This is a genomic window from Variovorax sp. YR266 (assembly GCF_900107295.1).
Lineage (GTDB): Bacteria > Pseudomonadota > Gammaproteobacteria > Burkholderiales > Burkholderiaceae_C > Variovorax.
Genome location: NZ_FNPM01000001.1, coordinates 606,729 through 629,907, shown reverse-complemented (window position 1 = coordinate 629,907; position 23,179 = coordinate 606,729). Strand labels below are relative to the sequence as shown.

The 23,179-nt window shown below is 65.7% G+C and carries 20 protein-coding genes; 14 read left to right on the top strand and 6 right to left on the bottom strand.

Annotation, left to right across the window (positions count from 1 at the left end; all coding sequences use genetic code 11):
- The first annotated feature begins 87 nt into the window (after positions 1-87).
- The 4 genes from BLW48_RS02965 to BLW48_RS02950 all read left to right on the top strand — a co-directional run bounded on the left by BLW48_RS02965 (position 88) and on the right by BLW48_RS02950 (position 5,780).
- Positions 88-2,163: a TonB-dependent siderophore receptor gene (locus tag BLW48_RS02965; RefSeq protein WP_256330682.1), complete on the top strand. Its 2,076-nt coding sequence runs from the start codon at positions 88-90 to the stop codon at positions 2,161-2,163.
- 30 nt (positions 2,164-2,193) lie between these two features.
- A complete protein-coding gene (locus BLW48_RS02960; protein ID WP_093172520.1) occupies positions 2,194-3,384 on the top strand; it encodes a PepSY-associated TM helix domain-containing protein in 1,191 nt (396 codons plus the stop codon).
- Positions 3,381-3,578 (top strand): hypothetical protein, encoded by a 198-nt coding sequence (locus BLW48_RS02955; protein WP_093172518.1) that lies wholly within the window; start codon positions 3,381-3,383, stop codon positions 3,576-3,578. Before BLW48_RS02960 ends, BLW48_RS02955 begins: the two co-directional genes overlap by 4 nt.
- A gap of 63 nt (positions 3,579-3,641) precedes the next feature.
- Positions 3,642-5,780, top strand: coding sequence for a TonB-dependent receptor (locus BLW48_RS02950; RefSeq protein WP_093172516.1), 2,139 nt, complete (start codon positions 3,642-3,644; stop codon positions 5,778-5,780).
- Between the two features lie 21 nt (positions 5,781-5,801).
- Here the strand turns inward: BLW48_RS02950 and metK are convergent, their stop codons facing one another.
- Positions 5,802-6,986 (bottom strand): methionine adenosyltransferase, encoded by a 1,185-nt coding sequence (gene metK, locus BLW48_RS02945; RefSeq protein WP_093172514.1) that lies wholly within the window; start codon positions 6,984-6,986, stop codon positions 5,802-5,804.
- 216 nt (positions 6,987-7,202) lie between these two features.
- Between metK and BLW48_RS02940 the strand changes: the two genes are divergently transcribed.
- Both BLW48_RS02940 and BLW48_RS02935 read left to right on the top strand, forming a co-directional pair.
- Positions 7,203-8,093 carry a lysophospholipid acyltransferase family protein gene (locus BLW48_RS02940; protein WP_093048491.1) on the top strand — a complete coding sequence of 297 codons (891 nt, stop codon included), beginning with the start codon at positions 7,203-7,205 and terminating at the stop codon, positions 8,091-8,093.
- Entirely contained in the window at positions 8,090-8,974 is an 885-nt protein-coding gene (locus BLW48_RS02935) for an LpxL/LpxP family acyltransferase (RefSeq protein WP_093048494.1), read from the top strand. The genes BLW48_RS02940 and BLW48_RS02935 overlap by 4 nt, the downstream gene beginning before the upstream one ends.
- Here BLW48_RS02935 and BLW48_RS02930 read toward each other — a convergent pair.
- A complete protein-coding gene (locus tag BLW48_RS02930) occupies positions 8,968-9,882 on the bottom strand; it encodes an alpha/beta fold hydrolase (RefSeq protein ID WP_093172512.1) in 915 nt (304 codons plus the stop codon). The two genes, BLW48_RS02935 and BLW48_RS02930, sit on opposite strands and share 7 nt — an antisense overlap.
- Before the next feature lie 85 nt (positions 9,883-9,967).
- Positions 9,968-10,717: a ribosome biogenesis GTP-binding protein YihA/YsxC gene (gene yihA, locus BLW48_RS02925; RefSeq protein ID WP_093172510.1), complete on the bottom strand. Its 750-nt coding sequence runs from the start codon at positions 10,715-10,717 to the stop codon at positions 9,968-9,970.
- 72 nt (positions 10,718-10,789) lie between these two features.
- Here yihA and BLW48_RS02920 point away from each other — a divergent pair, with 72 nt between their 5' ends.
- From BLW48_RS02920 to BLW48_RS02900, 5 genes are all read left to right on the top strand, one after another.
- Positions 10,790-11,470 (top strand): c-type cytochrome, encoded by a 681-nt coding sequence (locus tag BLW48_RS02920; protein ID WP_093048506.1) that lies wholly within the window; start codon positions 10,790-10,792, stop codon positions 11,468-11,470.
- A 119-nt stretch (positions 11,471-11,589) separates the two neighbouring features.
- Positions 11,590-13,761: a cytochrome c biogenesis protein ResB gene (locus BLW48_RS02915; RefSeq protein WP_093075894.1), complete on the top strand. Its 2,172-nt coding sequence runs from the start codon at positions 11,590-11,592 to the stop codon at positions 13,759-13,761.
- Positions 13,758-15,074 carry a c-type cytochrome biogenesis protein CcsB gene (ccsB, locus tag BLW48_RS02910; RefSeq protein WP_093048512.1) on the top strand — a complete coding sequence of 439 codons (1,317 nt, stop codon included), beginning with the start codon at positions 13,758-13,760 and terminating at the stop codon, positions 15,072-15,074. The genes BLW48_RS02915 and ccsB overlap by 4 nt, the downstream gene beginning before the upstream one ends.
- A 116-nt stretch (positions 15,075-15,190) precedes the next feature.
- Positions 15,191-16,213, top strand: a complete 1,023-nt coding sequence (msrP, locus tag BLW48_RS02905; RefSeq protein ID WP_093172508.1) for a protein-methionine-sulfoxide reductase catalytic subunit MsrP — start codon at positions 15,191-15,193, stop codon at positions 16,211-16,213.
- Between the two features lie 28 nt (positions 16,214-16,241).
- Positions 16,242-16,907, top strand: coding sequence for a protein-methionine-sulfoxide reductase heme-binding subunit MsrQ (locus tag BLW48_RS02900; protein WP_093172506.1), 666 nt, complete (start codon positions 16,242-16,244; stop codon positions 16,905-16,907).
- 10 nt (positions 16,908-16,917) lie between these two features.
- Here BLW48_RS02900 and lysA read toward each other — a convergent pair whose 3' ends face one another.
- Complete coding sequence (gene lysA / locus BLW48_RS02895; protein ID WP_093172504.1) at positions 16,918-18,204, bottom strand: diaminopimelate decarboxylase; 1,287 nt, start codon at positions 18,202-18,204, stop codon at positions 16,918-16,920.
- On the bottom strand, positions 18,201-18,419 hold the full coding sequence (locus BLW48_RS35760; RefSeq protein ID WP_256330706.1) for an LPS translocon maturation chaperone LptM: 219 nt from the start codon (positions 18,417-18,419) through the stop codon (positions 18,201-18,203). Before BLW48_RS35760 ends, lysA begins: the two co-directional genes overlap by 4 nt.
- 63 nt (positions 18,420-18,482) lie before the next feature.
- On the opposite strand from BLW48_RS35760, the gene cyaY reads away from it, so the two are divergent.
- Positions 18,483-18,815 (top strand): iron donor protein CyaY, encoded by a 333-nt coding sequence (gene cyaY, locus BLW48_RS02885; RefSeq protein ID WP_093172500.1) that lies wholly within the window; start codon positions 18,483-18,485, stop codon positions 18,813-18,815.
- 16 nt (positions 18,816-18,831) lie between these two features.
- Here cyaY and BLW48_RS02880 read toward each other — a convergent pair whose 3' ends face one another.
- Positions 18,832-21,240 (bottom strand): penicillin-binding protein 1A, encoded by a 2,409-nt coding sequence (locus tag BLW48_RS02880; protein ID WP_093172498.1) that lies wholly within the window; start codon positions 21,238-21,240, stop codon positions 18,832-18,834.
- A gap of 239 nt (positions 21,241-21,479) precedes the next feature.
- Between BLW48_RS02880 and BLW48_RS02875 the strand changes: the two genes are divergently transcribed.
- Both BLW48_RS02875 and BLW48_RS02870 read left to right on the top strand, forming a co-directional pair.
- Positions 21,480-22,559: a pilus assembly protein PilM gene (locus BLW48_RS02875; protein WP_093172496.1), complete on the top strand. Its 1,080-nt coding sequence runs from the start codon at positions 21,480-21,482 to the stop codon at positions 22,557-22,559.
- Entirely contained in the window at positions 22,556-23,176 is a 621-nt protein-coding gene (locus BLW48_RS02870) for a PilN domain-containing protein (protein WP_093048536.1), read from the top strand. Before BLW48_RS02875 ends, BLW48_RS02870 begins: the two co-directional genes overlap by 4 nt.
- Positions 23,177-23,179 lie beyond the last annotated feature (3 nt).

The window sequence follows — 23,179 nt, the reverse complement described above, 5'->3', positions numbered from 1 at the left end:
AGGGCGGTGATTGGAGGAAGCGGAAATTTGTCACGACTAAAATGCGAATCGTTCGTATTAATCAAAATTTCGAGGAGTGGAGCAGGAATGAAGAGGTTGGTGCTGATGGGGTGCCTGGCGATTTCCACACAGCACCAGGTGCTGGCCCAGACGACGAATGCGGGCTCGCTGCCCGAAGTGCGGGTCGACGCGAATGCCGAAGCCGAGACGGCGACCACGCCGGTGATCGGCTACCGCGCGAAAAATGCGGTCACCGCCACCAAGACCGATACGCCGCTGTCGGAAACGCCTCAGTCCGTGACCGTGATCACGCGCGACCAGATGGTCGACCAGGGCGCGATCAACGTGCAGGACGCGCTCAACTACGCGGCCGGCGTGCGCTCCGACGCCTACGGCCTCGATTCGCGAACCGACTCCGTGCGGGTGCGAGGCTCCACCCCCGACGTCTACCTCGACGGCCTGCGCCAGGCCTACGGCTACTACACCAGCACCACCCGCACCGAGCCCTACACGCTGGAGCGCCTCGAAGTGCTGCGTGGCCCCTCGGGCATGCTGTTCGGTGCCGGCACGGCCGCCGGCGTGGTCAACATGGTCAGCAAGCGGCCGCTGCAGGAGGCCCAGCGCGAAGTGGGCGTGCAGTTCGGCAGCTTCGGCCGCAAGCAGATCCAGGCCGACCTCACCGGCCCGCTGAACGCTGACGGCTCCCTGTCGTACCGCCTGATCGCGCTGCAGCGCAAGTCCGACACGCAGGTCGACTACGTGCCCGACGACCGCAGCGTGATTGCGCCTTCGCTGACCTGGCGGCCCAACGCCATGACCTCGCTGACGCTGCAAGGCCTCTGGCAGAAGGACAAGAGCGGCAGCAGCTCGCAGTTCCTGCCCTGGGAGGGCACCTTGCTGCCGAACCCGAACGGACGTCTTCCAAGCAGCCGCTTCATCGGCGAACCGGGCGACTACTACGACAGCGAGCGCAAGACCTTCGGCTGGCAGTTCGAGCACAAGTTCAACGACAGCTGGACGCTGCGCCAGAACTTCCGCTACGCGCGCAACGAAAACGACAACCGCTACCACTACGGCGGCGCGTTCGCGGGGGCCGAAAGCTGGGATGCCACTGACCCGATCTTCAAGCGCGTGCTGGGCCGCTACTACGACAGCTCGCTCACGCGCAACCGCACGCAGACGCTCGACAACCACGTCGAGGGCCACTTCCAGACCGGCGCCCTGAAGCACACGCTGCTCGTGGGTGCGGACTTCGCACGCCAGCGCGAGAACGTCTGGGTCGGCACGACCTTCGACACCATCGACGTCTATGCGCCGGTCTACGGCCATCTCGACGAGCCCGTGCGCGACGCACGGCCGCGCACCCGCCAGCGCCAGACGGGCGTCTACCTGCAAGACCAGATCAAGCTCGACAACTGGATCCTGGTGGCGGGCCTTAGGCACGACAGGGCCGTGTCCAGCGCTGCGGGCAGCAACGACGAGAAGAGCAGCGCCACCACCAAGCGCCTCGGCCTGATGTACGCCTCGCCCTCGGGCTGGTCGCCGTACCTGAGCTACAGCGAGTCGTTCACGCCGCAGGCTGCGCGCGAAGGCCGCATCTTCAGTCCGCTGCGCGGCGAGCAATGGGAGGTGGGCGTGAAATACGAGCCCAAGGACCGCGCCCTGGCCTTCAGCGCCGCGGTGTACGACCTGCGCGAGAAGAACCAGATCAGCGAGCCGCAGCCCAAGGTGTTCACGCAGCTCGGCGAAACCAAGACCCGCGGCGTGGAGCTGGAGGCCAAGGGCTCGATCGGCCCGAACCTCGACCTCATTGCCCACTACAACTACACAGACGCCGATGCGCTGATCGAGGGCCTGCCCAAGCACCAGGCTAGCGTCTGGGCCAAGTACAAGTTCTCGGTCGGCGGCGTGAGCGGCTTCTCGGCCGGCGCCGGGCTGCGCATGATGAGCTCGTTCCGCGACATGCAGTCGGGCGTGGGCCCGCGCATACCGGGCGTTGCGCTGGCCGATCTCGTGTTCGCCTACGAGACCGCCGCCTGGCGCTATGCGCTCAACATCAACAACGTGACGGACAAGGTCTACTTCAGCACCTGCCTGTCGCGTGGTGACTGCTGGTACGGCTCGCGCCGCAACATCGTCGCAAGCGCCACCTACCGTTTCTAGAATCCCTTTCTCCATCAGAGCCACCACGACATGAACAGCCGAAAGATCAAGACCTGGGCCTGGGTGCACAAGTGGAGCAGCCTCGTGTGCACGGTGTTCATGCTGCTGCTGTGCATCACGGGGCTGCCGCTGATCTTCCACCACGAGATCGGCCACCTGCTCGGCACTGAGGTCGAGGCGCCGAAGATGCCGGCGGGCACGCCGCACATCAGCCTCGATCGCGTGCTCGACATCGCGAAGGCGAAGCACCCCGACCGCGTGGTGCAGTTCGCCTCGCAGCCCGAGGACGACGACGGCCTGTGGTTCGTCACGCTCACGCCCACGCCGGAAGCCACGGACGACTTCAAGTCGGTCGCGGTCGATGCGCGCACGGGCGAAGTGCTCGCGCAGCCCAAGTTCGACGAAGGCTTCATGTACGTGATGTTCAAGCTGCACGTCGACCTCTTTGCCGGGCTGCCGGGCAAGCTGTTCCTCGGCTTCATGGGCCTGCTGCTGCTGGTGGCCGTCGTCTCGGGCGTGGTGCTGTATTCGCCCTTCATGCGCAAGCTCGACTTCGGCACGGTGCGGCGCGAGAAGCGGCCGCGCCTGAAGTGGCTCGACCTGCACAACCTGCTGGGCATCGTCACGCTGGTGTGGGTGTTCGTGGTGGGCGCCACCGGCATGATCAACACGTGGGCCGACCTGCTCATCAAGTACTGGCAGTACGACCAGCTCAGCGCACTTCTCACTCCTTACAAGAACGAGCCCATCGTGGCGGTGAACGAACGCGGCTCGGTGCAGCGCTCGATGGACGCCGCGATGCAGAAGGCGCCCGGCACGAAGCTGTCGTTCATCGCGTTCCCGGGCACGTCGTTCTCGAGCCCGCATCACACCACCTTCTTCCTGCGCGGCAACGAGCCCTTCACTTCGAAGCTCTTCCAGCCGGTGCTGGTCGACGCCAAGACGGCGCAGGTGACCGCGTCGCCGAAGCTGCCCTGGTACCTCTGGGCGCTGCTGGTGTCGCAGCCGCTGCACTTCGGCGACTACGGCGGCATGCCGATGCAGATCATCTGGGCGCTGCTCGACATAGCGACCATCATCGTGCTGGGCAGCGGGCTGTATCTCTGGCTCAAGCGGGGCAACCCCGTGCCTGCGTCCAGCAAGAAGACGGCTGCGCATGAGCAGCATGCGCCTGCCGCCCCGCAGGGCGAGCCGGCTCCGGCGATGAAGGTTCAGGCATGAAGCCGCATCAACACCATCAAAGCTTCTGGCGCATGTGGGGCTGGCCGATCGTGCTCGGCCTGCTGACCACCTTCGGGCTGATCTCGGCACTCTTCAGCGATGGCGGGCTGGGCGACATCCTGGCCTGGATCGCACTGGGCATTCCGTGCGCGGTGGGCGCCTGGTATGGCTGGTGCAAGGCGCCGGAGCGCTAGTTTTCCCTGAGAGTCGCGCCACCGCGACACGCGTGGCTGGTGTGCCGAAGCAGAATCGGCGCGATGAAACCTGCGCCCGTTGCCGCCGCCTGCCTTCTCTTGCTGGGTGTTCCGCTGGCCGCGCAGGCCCAGCAGGAGCCATCGGCCGATCCTGACACCAGCGGCGCGCGTCTGCGCGAGATCACCGTCTCCACGCCACGCGGCGAAGTCGCGCCTTTCAACGTGCCGGGCTCGGTAGACCGTGTCGATGGCGACGAGATGCGCGACAGCCGCCTGCAGGTCAATCTCTCCGAAAGCCTCGGAGCGGTGCCGGGGCTGCAGGTGCAGAACCGGCTGAACTACGCGCAGGACCTGCAGCTGTCCATCCGCGGCTTCGGCGCGCGCTCGACCTTCGGCGTGCGTGGCGTGCGGCTGTATGTCGATGGCATTCCCGCGACCTTGCCCGATGGCCAGGGGCAGACTTCGAACATCGACATCGGCTCGCTGGACCGGGTCGAGGTTCTGCGCGGGCCGTTCTCGGCGCTCTACGGCAATTCGTCTGGCGGCGTGGTGCAGGCATTCACCGCCTCGGGCGAGGGCGCGCCGCGGTTGGCGTACTCGCTCGCGGGTGGCAGCTTCGGCACCTGGCGGCAGTCGCTGCAACTGAGCGGATCGCAGGGGGCGGTGGACTATCTGCTCGACGCGAGCCGCTTCCACACCGACGGCTGGCGCGAGCACAGCGCGGCGCGGCGCGACATTGCCAACGGTAAGCTCGGCATCGCGCTGGACAACGGCGACAAGCTGACGCTGATCTTCAACAGCGTGCGCATCGACGCGCAGGATCCGCTGGGCCTCACGGCCGACCAGTACGCCCTGGCACCGCGCAACGCCCCGCTGGCCACGCAGTACGACACCCGCAAGACGGTCGAGCAGACGCAGGCCGGTCTGCTCTACGAGCACCGCATCAACGCGCAGCAGGGGCTGCGCCTCATGGTCTACGGCGGCGAGCGCAAGACCACGCAGTTCCAGTCGATCCCGCCATCTGCGCAGCAGAGCCCGCTGCACGCGGGCGGCGTGATCGACCTGTCGCGGCAGTACGGCGGCGTTGACTTGCGCTGGAACGCCGCGCTTACGCTGGCCGACCGGCCACTCGACGTGGTGGCGGGCCTGGCCTACGACAGCCTGCGCGAAAAGCGGCGTGGCTATGAGAACTACCTCGGGCCGGTTTCAGCGCCGGTGCTCGGCGTGCAGGGGCGGCTCAGGCGCAACGAGCTCAACGAAGCCTGGAACCTCGATCCTTACGCGCAAGCTACCTGGCGCTTTACCGACCGCTGGACGCTAGAAGCCGGCGTGCGCCGCAGCAGCGTGCATTTCAGCTCGCAGGACCGCTACATCGTGGGCGCGAACCGCGACGACAGCGGCAGTGCGCGCTACAGCAAGACACTGCCGGTGGCTTCGCTGCGCTACCAGGCGACGCAGGACCTCGCGCTGTACGGCTCCATCGGGCGTGGCTTCGAGACGCCGACGCTGAACGAGCTTTCTTATCGGGCGAACGGTGCGAGCGGGCTCAACTTCGCGCTGCGGCGGTCAGTGAACGACAGCATCGAGGTCGGGGCCAAGGCGCGGCTTGCGGGCGGCCTGCTGACGGCGGCGCTGTTCCAGACCAGCACGCGTGACGAGATCGTCACGGACACCAACGTCGGCGGCCGCGCCACTTTCCAGAACGCGGGCCGCACCAGGCGCAACGGCTTCGAGCTGGGCTGGCAGCACGAGACTGCGAATCACTGGCGCACGCAGCTGGCCTACACATGGCTGGACGCGACGTATCGCGATGCCTTCTGTTCGCCGTCTCCGTGTGCGGCTGCGAACACCGTGGCCGCGGGCAATCGCATTCCGGGCATTGCACGGCAGTCGCTGTTTGCATCGCTGGGGTGGGTGCCGCCCGAGGGCTGGCGTGCCGGTGTCGAGATGCGTGCGCTGGGCCGAATGCAGGCCAACGACGTCAACACCGCGAGCGCGCCGGGCTATGCCGTCGCGGCGGTGTATGCGGGCTATCTGAAGAAATGGGAGCGTTGGGAGTTCAACGCCTTCGCGCGTGTCGACAACCTGTTCGACCGGCGCTACGTGGGCTCGGTCATCGTCAACGAGGGCAATGCGCGCTATTACGAGCCTGCGCCGGGCCGCAACTGGACGGTGGGTTTGAGCGGCGCTTACCGCTTCTGACCCACCGCCGTTTCTTGCTTCTTACTTGAGGCCGGCAGCTGCGCGCAGTGCGGGCGCCTGCGTCGTCGCTTCCCAGGTGAACTCGGGCTCTTCACGGCCGAAGTGGCCGTAGGCGGCGGTCTTCTGGTAGATCGGGCGCAGCAGGTCGAGCATCTGGATGATGCCCTTCGGACGCAGGTCGAAGTGTTCGCGCACGAGGGCTGCGATTTTTTCGTCGGGGATCACGCCCGTGCCTTCGGTGTAGACCGTGATGTTCATCGGCTCGGCCACGCCGATGGCGTACGCCACCTGGATCTGGCACTGGCGCGCGATGCCCGCGGCCACGATGTTCTTGGCCACGTAGCGCGCAGCGTAGGCGGCCGAGCGGTCGACCTTCGACGGGTCCTTGCCCGAGAACGCGCCACCGCCGTGCGGGCAGGCGCCGCCGTAGGTGTCCACGATGATCTTGCGGCCGGTGAGGCCGCAGTCGCCTTGCGGGCCGCCGATGACGAAGCGGCCGGTCGGGTTGATCAGGTAGCGCGTGTCCTTGAGCCATTCCTTGGGCAGCACGGGCTTGATGATCTCCTCGATGATGGCTTCGTTGAACGAGGCCTTCATCTTGGTCGAGGTTTCGCTCTGGTCGGGGCTGTGCTGGGTGGAGAGCACCACGGTGTCGATGCTGTGCGGCTTGCCGTCCACGTAGCGCATCGTGACCTGGCTCTTGGCGTCGGGGCGCAGGAAGGGCAGGCGGCCGTCCTTGCGCAGCTGGGCCTGGCGCTCGACGAGGCGGTGCGCGTAGTAGATGGGCGCGGGCATCAGCTCGGGCGTTTCGTCGCAGGCGTAGCCGAACATCAGGCCCTGGTCGCCGGCGCCGGTGTTCAGGTGGTCGTCGCTGGCATGGTCCACGCCCTGGGCGATGTCGTTGGACTGCTTGTCGTAGCAGACCATCACGGCGCAACCCTTGTAGTCGATGCCGTACTCGGTGTTGTCGTAGCCGATGCGCTTGATGGTGTCGCGCGCCACCTGGATGTAGTCGACGTGCGCGTTGGTCGTGATTTCGCCAGCTAGCACGACCAGGCCGGTGTTGGTCAGCGTCTCGGCGGCCACGCGGCTGCGGGGGTCCTGCTCGAAGATCGCGTCCAGGATGGCATCCGAGATCTGGTCGGCTACCTTGTCGGGGTGGCCTTCGGAAACCGATTCGGAAGTGAAGAGGAAATCGTTCGCCATTTGTTCAAACTCCTTGAAGTGGTTGGCGCGTTGCCAACTCTGCGGAGCCATGGCGAACGCTTTAGCAGATGCCGATGAATCGGCGGGGGCACAATCGCTTCGCGCCTGTGTTTGTCGCCCTGCAAGTTGTTCCGTAACTCGGCGACAATTTGCATTCTATTCGAGCCGCGCAATACCATGCGCGCGCGTCCGTTTTTTGACCCCCTCCCGTTTTCAATGATCACCCTGTTCCGCCTGCTTGCCCGCGTGCCGATGCCGTTGATGCATCGACTCGGCGCCATGCTGGGCTGGCTGGTCTGGTGGAGCGCGCCGGACTATCGCCGCCGCTTCAAGGCCAACGCCGAGAGCGCGGGCTTCGCCCCCGACCAGTACCGTCCCGCCATTGCCGCCGCCGGCAAGATGGCTTCCGAGCTGCCCTGGCTCTGGCTGCGCCCTCAGGGCCAGACCGTGCTGCACCGTGTGGTGCGCTGGGAGGGCGTCGAGGCCTTCGAGGCGGCCATGCAGGCCAAAAAGGGCGTGATCCTGGTGGCGCCGCATCTCGGCAGCTGGGAGATGTGCGGCCAGGCCATCGGCGAGCGCTTTCTCGCGGCCTACGGGCCGATCACGGCGCTGTTTCGCCCCGCGCGCAAGAAATGGATGGCCGACCTGATCGCCGCCGGCTCGCGCGACCGGCCCGGCCTGCAGACGCTGCCCACCAACAACAGCGGCGTGCGCGGCCTGATCCGCACGCTGCGCGGCGGGGGCTACACCGGCATCCTGCCTGACCAGGTGCCGCCGTTGGGGCAGGGCGTATGGGCGCCGTTCCTGGGGCGCCCGGCCTACACCATGACCTTGCTTCCCCGCCTCGCGCAACAGACCGGCGCGGCCTGCTTCCTGAGCGTGTGCGAGCGCCTGCCGAACGGCGCGGGCTACGTGATCCGCTTCGAACCCATCGTCGGCACGGCGCTGACTGACCCGTCGGCCTCCATCGAGGACGCGGCCGCTGCCATGAACGACGCCATCGGCCGGCTGATCCACAGCCTGCCGGGCCAGTACGTGTGGGACTACGCCCGTTACAAGGAGCCGCGCGCCGAGCGCGTGGCCGCTGCCGCCGGGGAGGCCGCATGAGCCTTGGTTCCCGACTCGGCATCGGCTTCATGCGCGTGATCGCGCCGCTGCCGTTGCCGCTCGTACGCGGCTTCGGCGCGTTTCTCGGCCGCATCCTGCATACCGTCGCCGTGCCGCGGCGGCGGGTGGTCGATACCAATCTGGCGGTGTGCTTCCCCGAGAAATCGGAGGCCGAGCGGCGCGCCATCGCGCGCGAGACCTTCGTCTACGTGGCGCAGTCCTGGCTGGACCGCAGCTGGCTCTGGCATGCGCCCGAGAAGGTGGTGGCGAGCCGGCTCAAGGTGGTCGGGGCCGCTTCGGAGATCCGCGAGATCGCCGACGGCGACGAGCCGATGATCCTGTTCGCGCCGCATTTCTACGGCCTCGACGCCGCGGCCACCGCCCTGACCATGCACACGGCGCGCCCCTCGGCCACCATCTACACGACCCAGCGCGACCCCATGGTCGATGCCTGGATCCGTGAAGGCCGCACCCGCTTCGGCGACGTGGCGGCACTCAACCGGGTGGACGGCATCAAGCCGGTGCTGCAGGGCCTGCGCAAGGGCGGCCTGCTGTACCTGCTGCCCGACATGGACTTCGGGCGCGACCAGACCATCTTCGTGCCGTTCTACGGCGTGCAGGCGGCCACCGTGCCCTCGCTGTCGCGATTCGCGCGGCTGGGCAAGGCCAAGGTGGTGCCGGTGGTGTCGAAGCTCACGCCCGGGGGCTACGAGATCGAGATCCTGCCGACTTGGCAGAACTTTCCGACCGACGACGTCGAGGCCGACACCACGCTCATGAACACGCGGCTGCAGGGCTACATCGACACGATGCCTGCCCAGTACTACTGGGTGCATCGGCGGTTCAAGACCCGCCCGGAGGGCGAGGCTCCTATTTACTGAGCGCGCTGCAGGAAGCCTTCGATCTCGCGGGCGACCAGTTGTGGTTGCTCGTGCACGATCCAGTGGGTCGCGTTCGGCACCTTTTTCACTTCGAGCTTCGGCACATAGTCTTCCAGCCCTTCGAGCAGCCCGGGCAGCAGCGCCGCGTCGTCGAGCGCCCAGAACACGAAGGTCGGCACGTCCACCGTGAGCCGTTCGCGCGGCAGCACGGGGATGCTGTCGATGGTCTGGCCCGGCAGCGGCGGCTTCATCGGCGTCACGCGGTAGAGATTGCAGGCGCCCGTGAGGCCCGCGCCCCAGACCTCGCGGTACTTCTGCTTCACTTCTTCGGTGAGCCAGCCGAAGCCGTCCGGGCCGGCCTTCATCAGCAGGAAGAAGGGCCACATGCGCTTGAAGTCGTCGGCCGCGAGCAGCCCCTCGGCGTCGGGGCGCGCGAGGAAGTTCATGTAGGCGCTCGCTTGCTGCTGCTCCGCGCTGTTGCGCAGTTCGCGGGTGAAGGTGCCCGGGTGCGGCGAATTGATGATGACCAGCTTGCCGACCTGCTGCGGGAAAGCGTTGGCGTAGCCCCAGGCGAAGGCGCCGCCCCAGTCGTGGGCCACCAGCGCGGCCATGGTGCTGTCGGCGCTTTCGGTCGCGACGAGTTGCTGGATGTCCTGGATCAGCAGATGAGCCTTGTAGGCGGCCACTTCCGTCGGCGCGCTCGACTTTTCGAAACCGCGCAGGTTGGGCGCCACGCAGCGGTAGCCGCCGTGGGCGGGGTCCGCGAAGTAGTCGAGCAGCTCGTCCCAGATGAACGCGGCCTCGGGGAAGCCGTGGAGGAACACCATCAGCGGCTGGCCCGGCTTGCCGGCGGCGCGGCAGCTCAGGGTGGTGCCGTTGGGCAGGCTGCGTTGGAAGGTCTCGATCATGCTTCTTGTCTCCTTGGGTTGACTGTCGCTATTGTTTTGATAGTGAACTGCGCAGATGGGACGGTCGGTACAGCCTGTTTTGTGATCAAGCCTCTTCTGGCTCCGCCGGTGGCTCCGATGGCGTTGCCGGTGCGGCAGCCCCATTCGGATGCACCCAACGCCACAGCAGTTCGGCTGCTTCGCCAACGCCCTGCTTCTTCAAAGCCGAGAACAGTTTCACCTCGCCGCCGCCGGCGTTCAGTCGCGTAATGGACAGCACCTTGGCGGCTTCGCTGCGCGTGAGCTTGTCGGACTTGGTCAGCAGCACGAGGAACTTGAGGCCCTGTTCCACGCGCGGGCGGATCACGTCGAGCAGGATCTCGTCGAGCTCGGTCAGGCCATGGCGCGGGTCGCACATCAGCACCACGCCGCGCAGGCTCTCGCGCGTCATCAGGTAGTTGCCCATCACGCGCTGCCAGCGCAGCTTGGCTTCGCGCGGAACGGCCGCATAGCCGTAGCCGGGCAGGTCGGCCAGCACCGCGTCGTCTACCTTCTGCTTGCCGATGCCGAACAGGTTGATGTGCTGGGTGCGGCCAGGCGTCTTGGAGGCGAACGCCAGGCGCGTCTGCTGCGTGAGGGTGTTGATGGCGGTCGACTTGCCTGCGTTGGAGCGGCCGACGAAGGCGATCTCGGGCAGGTCGACGGGGGGCAGATGCTCCAGCTGGGGGGCGCTGGTGAGGAAGTGGGCGGTGTGCAGCCAGCCGAGCGCAACGCGCTCGCGTTCAGCGACCTGGGGGTCCGCGGCGGGGGCCGCGCGGGGAGGATAGGCAGCGGGCTTGGCGCGCGGGGAGGGCATCTACGGACTTTCGAAACAAGACCCACATTGTAGAATCGTGAGGTTTTGCGCCATAAATTCGAAGCCCCCGATATGAAGTTGTTTGCCAATATTCTGCTTGCAGCCCTCGTGGGCATCGCATCCAGCGCGAGTTTTGCAGCCGATGAACACGCGGCTGCTCCGGCCGCGGCGCCTGCAAAACCGGCCAAGCCGGACCCCGCCAAGGGGGACACGCTGTTCAATGCGAGCACTCCAACAGTGCAGAGCTGCGCCTCGTGCCACAACGCCGACGGCAACTCGACCATCGCGGCCAACCCCAAGCTGGCGCAACAGCATCCCGAATACATCCTCAAGCAGCTGGAAGACTTCAAGTCCGGCAAGCGCAAGAACAGCGTCATGAGTCCCATGGCCGCGAACCTCAGCGACCAGGACATGCGCGACATCGCCTGGTTCGTGGCCTCGAAGAAGGTCAAGACCGGCTTCTCGAAGAGCAAGGACACCGTGGCCTTGGGCGAGAAGATCTACCGCGGCGGTATCGGTGAGCGCTCCATCCCCGCCTGCGCCGGCTGCCACAGCCCCAACGGCGCCGGCTTGCCCGCTCAATACCCGCGCCTGGGCGGCCAGAACGCCGACTACACCGTGGCCCAGCTCAAGGCCTTCCGTGGCGACAGCACCCCGGTGCGTACCAACAGCGGCCCCATGACCGGCGTCGCTGCCAAGCTCAACGACCGCGAAATTGCCGCCGTGGCGGACTACATCGCCGGCTTGCGCTGATGACGATGCGCTCCAGAGCGTGAACTAACCGCCGACAACAACCCCAAACAAAGGGCGGGCCGATCCAGCAGGATGGCCCGCCTTTTTGCTTTCTTCCCTTCTTCCCTTACCTTCGCCCGATGTCCGTCTCCACCCATGGCCTTCGCGTTCATCGCGGCCCGCACATGCTTCGCGCTGCGGTGGAGCTGTTTTCGTCGATGCGCTTCGCGATCGCGCTACTCACCATCATCTGTATCGCGTCGATCATCGGCACCGTGCTCAAGCAGCACGAGCCGATCAACAACTACATCAACCAGTTCGGGCCGTTCTGGGCCGAGCTGTTCCGCGCGGCGCGGCTCGACTCCATCTACAGCGCCTGGTGGTTCCTGCTGATCCTGCTGTTCCTCGTGATCAGCACCACGCTGTGCATTGCGCGCAACACGCCGCGCATCCTGGTCGACCTCAAGACCTTCAAGGAAGACATCCGTGCGCAGAGCCTGAAGGCCTTCGGCCAGCGTGCTGAGAACCGGCTCGGTGAAACGCCCGAAGCAGCGGCCAACCGCATCGGGCAACTGCTGGTGAGCGGCGGCTGGAAGGTCAAGCTGCAGCAGCGCGAGGCCGTCGACGGCAGCCGGCCGACCTCCGCAGGCTGGATGGTCGCGGCGCGCGCCGGCGGCGCGCACAAGCTCGGCTACATCGCGGCCCACAGCGCGATCGTGCTGGTGTGCATCGGCGGCCTGCTCGACGGCGACCTCGTGGTGCGCGCGCAGACCTGGTTCAATGGCAAGAGCGTGTTCACCGGCGGCGGCATGATCGCCGACGTGGCGCCGGAGCACCGCCTGTCCGCCAGCAACCCGACCTTCCGCGGCAACATCCTCGTGCCCGAGGGCGGGCAGGGCAGCGTGGCCATCCTGAACCAGTCCGACGGCGTGCTGCTGCAGGAGCTGCCGTTCTCCATCGAGCTGAAGAAGTTCATCGTCGACTACTACTCGACCGGCATGCCCAAGCTCTTCGCGAGCGAGGTGGTGCTGCACGACCGCGAGACCGGCGAGCAGGTGCCCGCGCGCATCGAGGTCAACCACCCGGCCAGCTACAAGGGCGTGGAGATCTACCAGTCGAGCTTCGACGATGGCGGCTCCAAGGTGAAGCTCAAGGCGGTGCCGATGGCGGCCGCTGCCAAGTCTTTCGAAGTGGAAGGCATCATCGGCGGCCCGAGTACCGAGATCACCAACGGCAAGGACAAGCTCACGCTCGAATACGCCGCGCTGCGGGTGATCAACGTCGAGAACTTCGCCGACGCCGGCGCCATGGGCAGCGGCGCCGACGTGCGCAAGGTCGACCTGCGCCACGACATCGAATCGCGCCTGGGCGCCGCCAACAAGACCAACAAGCCGAAGGTGCTGCGCAACATCGGCCCGAGCATCGGCTACAAGCTGCGCGATGCTGCCGGCCAGGCGCGCGAGTATCAAAACTACATGGTGCCGGTCGACACCGGCGACGGCCAGCCGGTGTTCCTGCTCGGCATGCGCGAGAAGCCCGAAGACCCGTTCCGCTACCTGCGCGTGCCGGCCGACGAGCAGGGCTCGATGGATGGTTTCGTGCGCATGCGCGCCGCACTCGGCGACGCCGACACCCGCGCGCGTGCCATCGAGCGCTACATCGCCAAGGCGACCGACCCCAAGCGTCCTGAAATGGCCGAGCAGCTGCGCGTGTCGGCTGCGCGCGCGCTGGCGCTGTTCTCGGGCAGCGAGCGTGCCAAGGCCGACGCCACCACCGCAGGCGGCTGGCAGGCGATTGCAGAGTTCATGGAGGTCAACGTGCCCGAGGCCGAGCGCGAGCGCGCAGGCGGCGTGCTGGTGCGCATCCTGAACGATGTGCTGTTCGAAGTGCTCAACCTGAGCCGCGAAGGCGCCGGCCTGGCCGCGCTGCCGAACGACGAGAAGTCGCAGGCCTACCTGACCCAGGCCGTGCTGGCCATCAGCGACGCGCACTTCTACCCGGCCCCGGTCGCGATGATGATGACCGACTTCACCCAGGTGCAGGCCAGCGTGTTCCAGGTGGCGCGCGCCCCTGGCAAGAACGTCGTCTATCTGGGCTGTCTGTTGCTGATCGTCGGGATTTTTGCCATGCTGTACGTGCGTGAGCGGCGCCTCTGGGTGTGGCTGACGCCCGATGGCAACGGGACCGACGGTGCCACGGCGGCCACGATGGCGTTCTCGGTCAATCGCAAGACCATGGACAGCGACCGCGAATTCGAGCACCTCAAGCACAAGCTGCTCGCCCTGAACAAGACAGAACCCGAGACACCATGAACACCACGACCCTCACGCTCAATGAAAGCTGGCTCTCGCGCCGCAACCTGTTCGACTGGGTGTTTGCGGCGCTGGTGCTGGCCGGCGGCCTGTTCGCGTTCGCGCGCTATGCGGGGTCGATGGACTATTACGAGAAGCCGATCCTCGTCGCCGCGGTGATCGCGATGATCTCCATCGGCTGGTTCTGGCGGCCGTTGCGCGTGCTGGCCATCGTGGTGGCCGCGGCGTCGCTGCTGGCCATCGCGTCGTACCAGGGCGACCTGGCACGCGCCGACACGGTGTTCTGGCTCAAGTACTTCCTGTCGAGCCAGTCGGCAATCCTCTGGATGAGCGTGCTGTTCTTCATGGGTACGCTGTTCTACTGGCTCGGCTTCTTCGGCGGCAAGCAGTCGGATGCTTTCGACATGATCGGCTCGCGCCTGACCTGGGCTGCAGTGACGATGGCGCTGATCGGCACCATGGTGCGCTGGTACGAAAGCCACCTGCTCGGCCCCGACATCGGCCACATCCCGGTCAGCAACCTGTACGAAGTGTTCGTGCTGTTCTGCTGGCTGACGGCCACGTTCTACCTTTACTTCGAAGAGCGCTACAACACGCGCGCGCTCGGCGCCTTCGTGATGCTGGTCGTCAGCGCAGCGGTCGGCTTTCTGCTCTGGTACACGATCGTGCGCGAGGCGCATGAAATCCAGCCGCTGGTGCCTGCGCTGCAGAGCTGGTGGATGAAGCTGCACGTGCCGGCCAACTTCATCGGTTACGGCACCTTCGCGCTGTCGGCCATGGTCGCCTTCGCCTACCTCATCAAGGAGCAGGCCAACGAGACGCGCTGGTACAAGCTCACGCCGATCTGGCTGCTGGGCGTGGCGCTGTGCTTCGTGCCGGTGGCGTTCCGCCAGCGCGTGCAGGAAGCTGGCGGCAGCTACTGGGTGGTCTATGCGGGCATCTCGGCGTTGATTGCGGCGGGCATCCTGCTGGGGCGCAAGCGCATCGCGGCGCGCCTGCCGGCCAACGACGTGCTCGACGACGTCATGTACAAGTCGATCACCGTCGGCTTCGCCTTCTTCACCATCGCCACCGTGCTGGGCGCTCTGTGGGCGGCCGATGCCTGGGGCGGCTACTGGAGCTGGGACCCGAAGGAAACCTGGGCGCTGATCGTCTGGCTCAACTACGCGGCCTGGCTGCACATGCGGCTCGTGAAGGGCCTGCGCGGCACCGTGGCGGCCTGGTGGGCACTGGGCGGGCTGGCGGTCACCACTTTCGCCTTCCTTGGCGTGAACATGTTCCTGAGCGGGCTGCACAGCTACGGCACGCTGTAGACGCAAGCTTGCGGTCTTTCGCGAAGAATTGAAACCGCGCGCCGCGACGGCGCGTAACCAAATCAGGGTTGGTCACGAACTACCCTGAGCACAACGATTCACGCGAAAGGCCTGTCATGTCGTTCCATTCCCGCCCGATCCGTCGCAACAGCAGCAGCGACAACGGCTTCACCCACCCGCTGTCGAGTGAGATCACGCCGCGCGCCGCCTACGAAAGCCGGCGCGACATGCTGAAGCTCATGGCTGGTGGTGCGGCAGGGGCGGCGCTGGCCGGTTTTGCCTCGCGCGAAGCCTGGGCTCAGGCCGAGCGCCCCAACAAGCTCGCGCCGCTGCCGGGCGCCAAGTCGGCGGTGCCGGGGGCCATGTCGATGGAAAAGCTCACCGATTACAAGGACGCGTCGACCTACAACAACTACTACGAGTTCGGCACCGACAAGGCCGATCCGGCCAAGAACGCCGGCACGCTGAAGACGCGGCCGTGGACCGTGGAGGTCGAAGGCCTGGTCAAGAAGCCGGGCAAGTACGGCATCGAAGACCTGCTCAAGCTCAGCGCGCAGGAAGAGCGCATCTACCGCCTGCGCTGTGTCGAAGGCTGGTCGATGGTCATTCCGTGGGTCGGCTATTCGCTGGCCGAGCTGATCAAGAAGGTCGAGCCGCAGGGCAATGCCAAATTCGTCGAGTTCGTGACGCTGGCCGATCCCAAGACCATGCCCTTCGTGGGCTCGCGCGTGCTCGACTGGCCCTATACCGAAGGCCTGCGCATGGACGAAGCGATGCATCCGCTCACGCTGCTTGCCTTCGGCATGTACGGCGAGGTGCTGCCCAACCAGAACGGCGCGCCGGTGCGCCTGGTGGTGCCGTGGAAGTACGGCTTCAAGTCGGCCAAGTCGATCGTGAAGATCCGCTTCGTCGAAAAGGAGCCGAGCACGGCGTGGAACAAGGCTGCGGCCAACGAGTACGGCTTCTATTCGAACGTGAACCCGAACGTCGACCACCCGCGCTGGAGCCAGGCGACCGAGCGCCGCATCGGCGACGGCGGCGGCCTGTTCGCCAAGCGGCGCAAGACCGAGATGTTCAACGGCTACGAAGCCCAGGTCGGCCAGCTCTATGCGGGCATGGACCTGAAGAAGAACTACTGAGCCTGCTTCTGCACCCGGCCATCGCTCCATGAACAAGCTGCTCATGCATCCGGCGACCAAGCCGGTCATCTTCTTGCTGTGCCTGCTGCCGTTCGCGCGGCTGGCCTACGGCGCGTTCACGGACGGGCTCGGCGCCAACCCCGCCGAGTTCCTGATTCGCGCCACCGGCGACTGGACGCTGCGCTTCATCTGCATCGTGCTGGCGGTGACGCCACTGCGCGTCATCAGCAAGTGGAACGCGCTTGCGCGCTACCGGCGCATGCTGGGCCTGTTCGCCTACTTCTACGTGGTGCTGCACCTGCTGTGCTACAGCTGGTTCGACATGGGTTTCGAGTGGGGCGATATCGCCAAGGACATCGCGAAGCGGCCGTTCATCCTGGTGGGCTTCTCGGCCTTCGTGCTGCTGACGCCGCTGGCGGCCACGTCGTTCAATCGCGCGATCAAGGCGATGGGCGCGAAGCGCTGGCAGATGCTGCACAAGCTGGTCTACGTGATCGCGGGCCTGGGCCTGCTGCACTTCTTCTGGATGCGCGCGGGCAAGAACAACTTCGCCGAAGTGTTCATCTACGTTGCGATCATCGGGGTGCTGCTTGCGTGGCGCGTGTGGAATTTTGCGAGCAAGCGCAAGGCGAAGCCGACAGCAGCGGCAACGGGCGCGGTGCGCAACAGCGAGAAGCCGCTGCGCACCAACTGACGGACGGCAATCAGCCGTCGATCTCGCTGCGCAGCTGGTCTTCCATCGTCTCGCGACGGCGGATCAGTTTCGCGCTGGCACCACTCACCAGCACCTCGGCGGCACGGCCGCGCGTGTTGTAGTTGCTGGACATGCTCATGCAGTACGCGCCCGCCGACAGCACCGCCAGCAGGTCGCCCGCCAGCACGTTGAGCGCGCGGTCGCGGCCGATCCAGTCGCCGCTTTCGCAGACCGGGCCGACCACGTCGTAGGTCGGCGCGTCGCCAGCGCGCGTGCGCACCGGCACGATGCGCTGGAAGGCCTGGTACATCGCGGGGCGCGGCAGGTCGTTCATGGCCGCGTCGACGATGCAGAAGTTCTTGTCCTCGCCGGGCTTGGTGTAGAGCACCTCGGTCACGCACACGCCGGCATTGCCGACCAGCGAGCGTCCGGGCTCGATCACCAGTTTGCGCTGGCCGAAGCCGCGCGCGTCCAGCTTGGCGAGCAACTGCTGCCACAGCGCATCGGCCTTGGGCGGCACTTCGCCGTTGTAGTCGATGCCCAGGCCGCCGCCGAAGTCCAGATGATGGATCGGCACGCCGGCCGCTTCGATTGCCTCGACCAGGTCGAGCACGCGATCGCAGGCGTCGAGGTAGGGCGAGGCTTCGGTGATCTGCGAGCCGATGTGGCAGTCGATACCGACCACTTCCAGGCCCGGCAGCCTTGCAGCATGCCGGTAGGCTTCGACCGCGCGATCGTGCGCGATGCCGAACTTGTTGCCCTTGAGGCCGGTGGAGATGTACGGGTGCGTCTTCGGATCGACGTTTGGATTGATGCGAATGCTGATGGGCGCGCGCTTGCCTTCGGCCACCGCCACTTCGTTGAGCACGTCGAGTTCGGCTTCGCTCTCGACGTTGAAGCAGGCGATGCCGGCGGCGAGGGCTTCGCGCATTTCCGCGCGGGTCTTGCCGACGCCCGAGAAGATGATCTTCTTCGGATCGGCGCCCACGGCCAGAACGCGAGCCAGTTCGCCGCCCGAGACGATGTCGAAGCCGCAGCCTGCTTCCGCGAAAACGCGCAGCACGCCGAGCGACGAATTGGCCTTCATCGCATAGCAAATCAGTGCATCGCGACCTTCGAAGCCGCGTTGGTATGCGGCCAGGGCGTCCAGCATCCACTGCTTCGAGTAGACGAAAAGAGGGGTGCCGTGCTCGCGGGCCAGCGCGTCGAGCGCAACGCCCTCGACGTGCAGCGCGCCATCGCGTTCTGCGATGTGCGGCTGGCCGGGGAGGGCGGGGGATGTGATATCGGCGCTCACTTGCGCGGTTCCGTGCTGTTGCTGGCCGGTGCACTTGCGGCAGCCGCTGGTGCGGGCGCAGCCTCGCTGGAGGAGGATGACGACCGCAAGCTTTCGGGCGTCATCAGCTGCGGCAACGTGGCTCGTCCGGCGGCGGCAGGATCGGTCGGCAGGTACAGCGCACCGCGCTGTCCGCAAGCAACCAGACCGGCAGCGCCTGCGACGAGGCAGACCATGAGCGCAGCGCGGGCGCGGGTGCTCACTAGAATTTGGCGAACGTTCAACATAGCGAAATTGTAATGACCGACACCGAGTACATGGACCGCGCCGAAGCCGCGCTCGCCGCCATCGAGCAAGGCTGCGACCGCATCAACGATGCGACCGACGCTGACATCGACAACCAGAGAGTGGGCGGGATGATCACGATTTCGTTCCGCAATGGCAGTCAGTTGATCGTGAATCTGCAAAAGCCCCTGCAGGAAATCTGGCTTGCCGCGCGCTCTGGCGGCTACCACTATCGCCATAACGGCCAAGCCTGGGTCGATACCAAGACCGGGGAAGAATTCTTCGGCAACCTGTCGCGCGAGGCGACCCTGCAGGCAGGCCAGCCGCTGGCGTTCGCGGCTGCCTGATTCTGCGTCTCCGCCGTCAGTTGCGGAAAAGATCGAGGATGCGGTTGCGCTCCTCGGGCGGGGCCGGCGGGCTCACCGGGGCGCCGGTCAGGGCTTCCGCTGGCGCCGCAGGCGTGGACTCCACGCCCAGGCTTGCCACGCCGCGTCCCGGCGCGTAGTCGTCGTAGTACCACTCGCCGCCGACGCTCACGATGCCTGACGGCGGGTTGGCCGACAGCTCTGTCACCGGCACGCCCTTGATGGCGGTTTCCATGTAGGTGATCCAGATCGGCAGGCTCAGGCCGCCGCCGGTTTCGCGGTCGCCCAGGTTGCGCGGTGTGTCGTAGCCGATCCAGGAGATGGCCGTCATGGTCGGCTGGAAGCCGGCGAACCAGGCGTCGAGCGAGTCGTTGGTGGTGCCGGTCTTGCCGTACAGGTCGGGGCGCTTGAGCATCGCCTGCGCCTTGGCCGCGGTGCCGGCGCGAGCCACGGAATTCAGCAGCGTGTCCATGATGAAGGCATTGCGCTGGGGAATGGCGCGCAGCGACTCGTTGAGCAGCGGCGGCTGCTTGTCGACCAGCACCTTGTCCTTGTGGTCGGTGATGCGGGTCACGAGGTACGGATTGACGCGGTAGCCGCCGTTGGCGAACACCGAATAGCCCACCGCCATCTGCATCGGCGTCACCGAGCCCGCGCCAAGCGCCATCGGCAGGTAGGCCGGGTGCTTGTCCTTGTCGAAGCCGAAGTTGGTGATCCACTCCTGCGCGTAGCGCGTGCCGATGGACTGCAGGATGCGGATCGACACGAGATTCTTCGACTTCATCAGCGCGGTGCGCATCGACATCGGACCGTCGTAGCCGCCGCCGTAGTTCTTGGGCTCCCAGGGCTGGCCGCCGGTGGTGCCGGCGTCGAAGAAGAGGGGGCCGTCGTTGATGACGGTGGCCGGGGTGAAGCCCTTTTCAAGCGCCGCGGAATAGATGAATGGCTTGAAGCTCGAGCCCGGCTGGCGCCAGGCCTGCGTCACGTGGTTGAACTTGTTCTTGCCGAAATCGAAACCGCCGACCAGTGCCTTGATGGCGCCGTCGCGCGGATCCATGGCGACGAAGGCGCCTTCGACCTCGGGCAGCTGCGTGATTTCCCAGGTGTTCTTGGGCGTCTTCACCACGCGGATGACCGCGCCGCGGCGGATCTTGATATTGGGCGGGGCCTTGTCGGAGAGGCCGGACTGCGCAGGCTTGAGGCCGTCGCCGGTTATCTGCACTGGGTCGCCGTTGCCGCGCACAGCGTCGATCTGCTTGGCAGTGGCCCTGAGCACGACCGCTGCCATCACGTCGCCGTTGTCGGGGTGGTCGCTGAGTGCGTCGTCCACCGCCTCGTCGAGTTCCTTGGCGTCGTTCGGCAGATCGACGAACTTCTCGGGGCCGCGATAGATCTGGCGGCGCTCGTAATCCATGATGCCCTTGCGCAGCGCCTTGTAGGCTGCCGCCTGGTCGGCCGCGACCAGCGAGGTGTAGACCTTCAGGCCACGCGTGTAGGTGCTGTCGCCGTACTGGGCGTACATCAGCTGGCGCACGGTTTCCGCGACGTATTCGGCGTGCAGGCGGTTCGGGTCGGCGGCATCGCGCAGATGCAGTTCTTCCTTCTTGGCTTCGGCGGCCTGTTCGGCGGTGATGAAGCCGGCCTCCTGCATGCGGTCGATCACGTAGAACTGGCGACCGCGTGCACGTTGCGGGTTGTTGACCGGGTTGTTCGCACCCGGCGCCTTCGGCAGGCCGGCCAGCATGGCGGCCTGTGCGATCGTGAGCTCTTGCAGCGGCTTGCCGAAATACGCTTCGGAGGCGGCGGCGAAGCCGTAGGCGCGGTTACCGAGGTAGATCTGGTTCAGGTAGATCTCGAAGATCTGATCCTTGGTGAGCAGGTGCTCCAGCTTGAAGGTCAGCAGCACTTCGTAGATCTTGCGGGTGAGCGTCTTCTCCGAGCTCAGGTAGACGTTGCGTGCCACCTGCATCGTGATGGTCGACGCGCCCTGGCTCTTCACGCGATTCATGTTGGCCAGGCCCGCGCGCACCATGCCCTTGTAGTCCACGCCGCCGTGGTCGTAGAAACGTGCATCTTCGGCCGCGAGCACGGCGTCTTTCACGACCTTGGGAATGGCGGAAATCGGGGTGAGATTGCGGCGTTCCTCGCCGAATTCGCCAATCAGGGTGCCTTCAGCCGAGAACACCCGCAGCGGTAGCTTGGGCCGGTAGTCGGAGAGTTCGCTGATGTCCGGCAGGTTCGGATACGCGACGGCAAGAGCCACCGCCACCACGCAAAGCACCGCCAGCACACCTGCCGCGGCAATGCCGAAGCCCCAGAAGAAAAAGCGCAACAGCCATTTCAGCCAGGTCGGGCGCTTGGGGGGAGGGGTCTTGGCTGGCCCTTTGGGGCTTGAAGTTTCTTGCATGAGGGGCCGGAGAGTCACCGGACATTATAAAAAGCCGTCCTCTTTTCACGATCCGATCTTTGCTGCCCTTGCATCGCCATAATTCAAAAGTTACAAAATGCGGATTTGACGTCAGGTTTTGACAACGCTTCAGGGTTTTGCCCCCCGGCGCTGCTTGGTTGCCGCTACGCCTGCTGCTAGCATGCAACCGAACGCACATTTTTCTATTGGTTACAAATACAGGGGGAGAGGGACTTAACTTGGCTGCTCTTGGATCATTGTTTCGTCGTCAGAACGCTCCCCTGCTTGGGCTGGATGTCAGTTCGTCCAGCGTCAAGCTGGTCGAGCTCGGCCGTGAGGCCAGCGGCAAGCTGGTCCTGGAGCGCTGTGCCATCGAGCCCCTGGAACGTGGCTGGATCACTGACGGCAACGTCGAGAAATTCGACGAGGTGGCGGAAGCCGTCCGGCGCGTCGTCCGCAAGAGCGGCACACGCACGCGTAACGTGGCGCTTGCACTGCCGCCGTCGGCCGTGATCACCAAGAAGATCATTCTTCCGGGCGGCATGAGCGAGCAGGAGCTCGAGATTCAAGTCGAGTCCGAAGCCAACCAGTACATCCCGTTCTCGCTGGACGAAGTCAGTCTCGACTTCTGCGTCACGGGGCCGAGCGCCACGTCCGCCGGCGACGTGGAAGTGCTGATTGCCGCGTCCCGCAAAGAAAAGGTCCAGGATCGCGAAGGCCTGGCGGAAGCCGCCGGCCTGAAGGCGATGATCCTCGACGTCGAGTCTTATGCCTCACGCTTAGCCACCGCCCGCCTGATCGAGCAACTGCCTGGCAAGGGCTTGGATTCGATCGTGGCGCTCTTCGAAGTGGGTGCCTTTACCACCAGCATGCAGGTGCTGCGCAATCAGGAAGTGCTGTACGACCGCGATCAGGCGTTCGGCGGCGCGCAACTCACTCAACTGATCGTGCGCCAGTACGGTTTTTCCGCTGAAGAAGCCGAAGCCAAAAAGCGCAGCGGCGATCTGCCCGACGACTACGGTTCCGGTGTGCTCAAGCCTTTTGTGGAAGGCATCGCGCAGGAAATCGCGCGTGCGCTCCAGTTCTTCTTCACGAGCACGCCGCACAACCGTGTCGACTATGTGTTGCTGGCGGGTGGATCGGCATCGCTGCCGGGCCTGACCAACGCCGTGACGCGACAGACCTCGTTCGCCTGCTCGCTCCTGAATCCCTTCGACGGCATGGACTTCAGTTCGAACATCCGCGAGAAGAAGGTTCGTCGCGAGGCGCCGTCCTATCTGACCTCTTGCGGGTTGGCCATGCGGAGGTTCCTGCAGTGATCCTCATCAATCTGCTTCCGCACCGCGAAGCTGCACGCAAGCGGCGGCGCGAGGCTTTCTTTGGCACATTGGGCGCCGCAGCGGTGCTCGGTCTTCTGATTGCTGGCTTGGGCTACCTCTGGTTCGAAGCCCAGATCGCGGCGCAGCAGTCGAAGAACAGCTTTCTCTCGGCCGAGATCAAGAAGCTCGAGGTCGAGATCAAGGAAATCTCGACGCTGCAGGAAGAAATCGCAGCGCTGCGCGCGCGCCAGCAGGCCGTCGAAGACCTGCAGGGCGACCGTAACCTGCCTGTGCACCTGCTCAACGAACTGGTCCGGCAACTGCCCGATGGCGTCTACCTGACCAGCATGAAGCAGGACAACCAGACGGTCACGCTGCAAGGCATGGCCCAGTCGAACGAGCGGGTCTCGGAACTGCTGCGCAACCTGGGCAACAACAGCCCATGGCTCGTGAAGCCGGAGCTGGTCGAAATCACTTCGGCAAATGTGAACCTGAATCCGCGCGACCAGCGCCGCGTGGCGAACTTCACGATGCGCATTGGCCTGAAACGCCCCACCGATGCTCAAAAGGCCGCTGCCGAAAAGGCCTTGGCCGCAACGGCGCAATCCAAGGGGTAACCG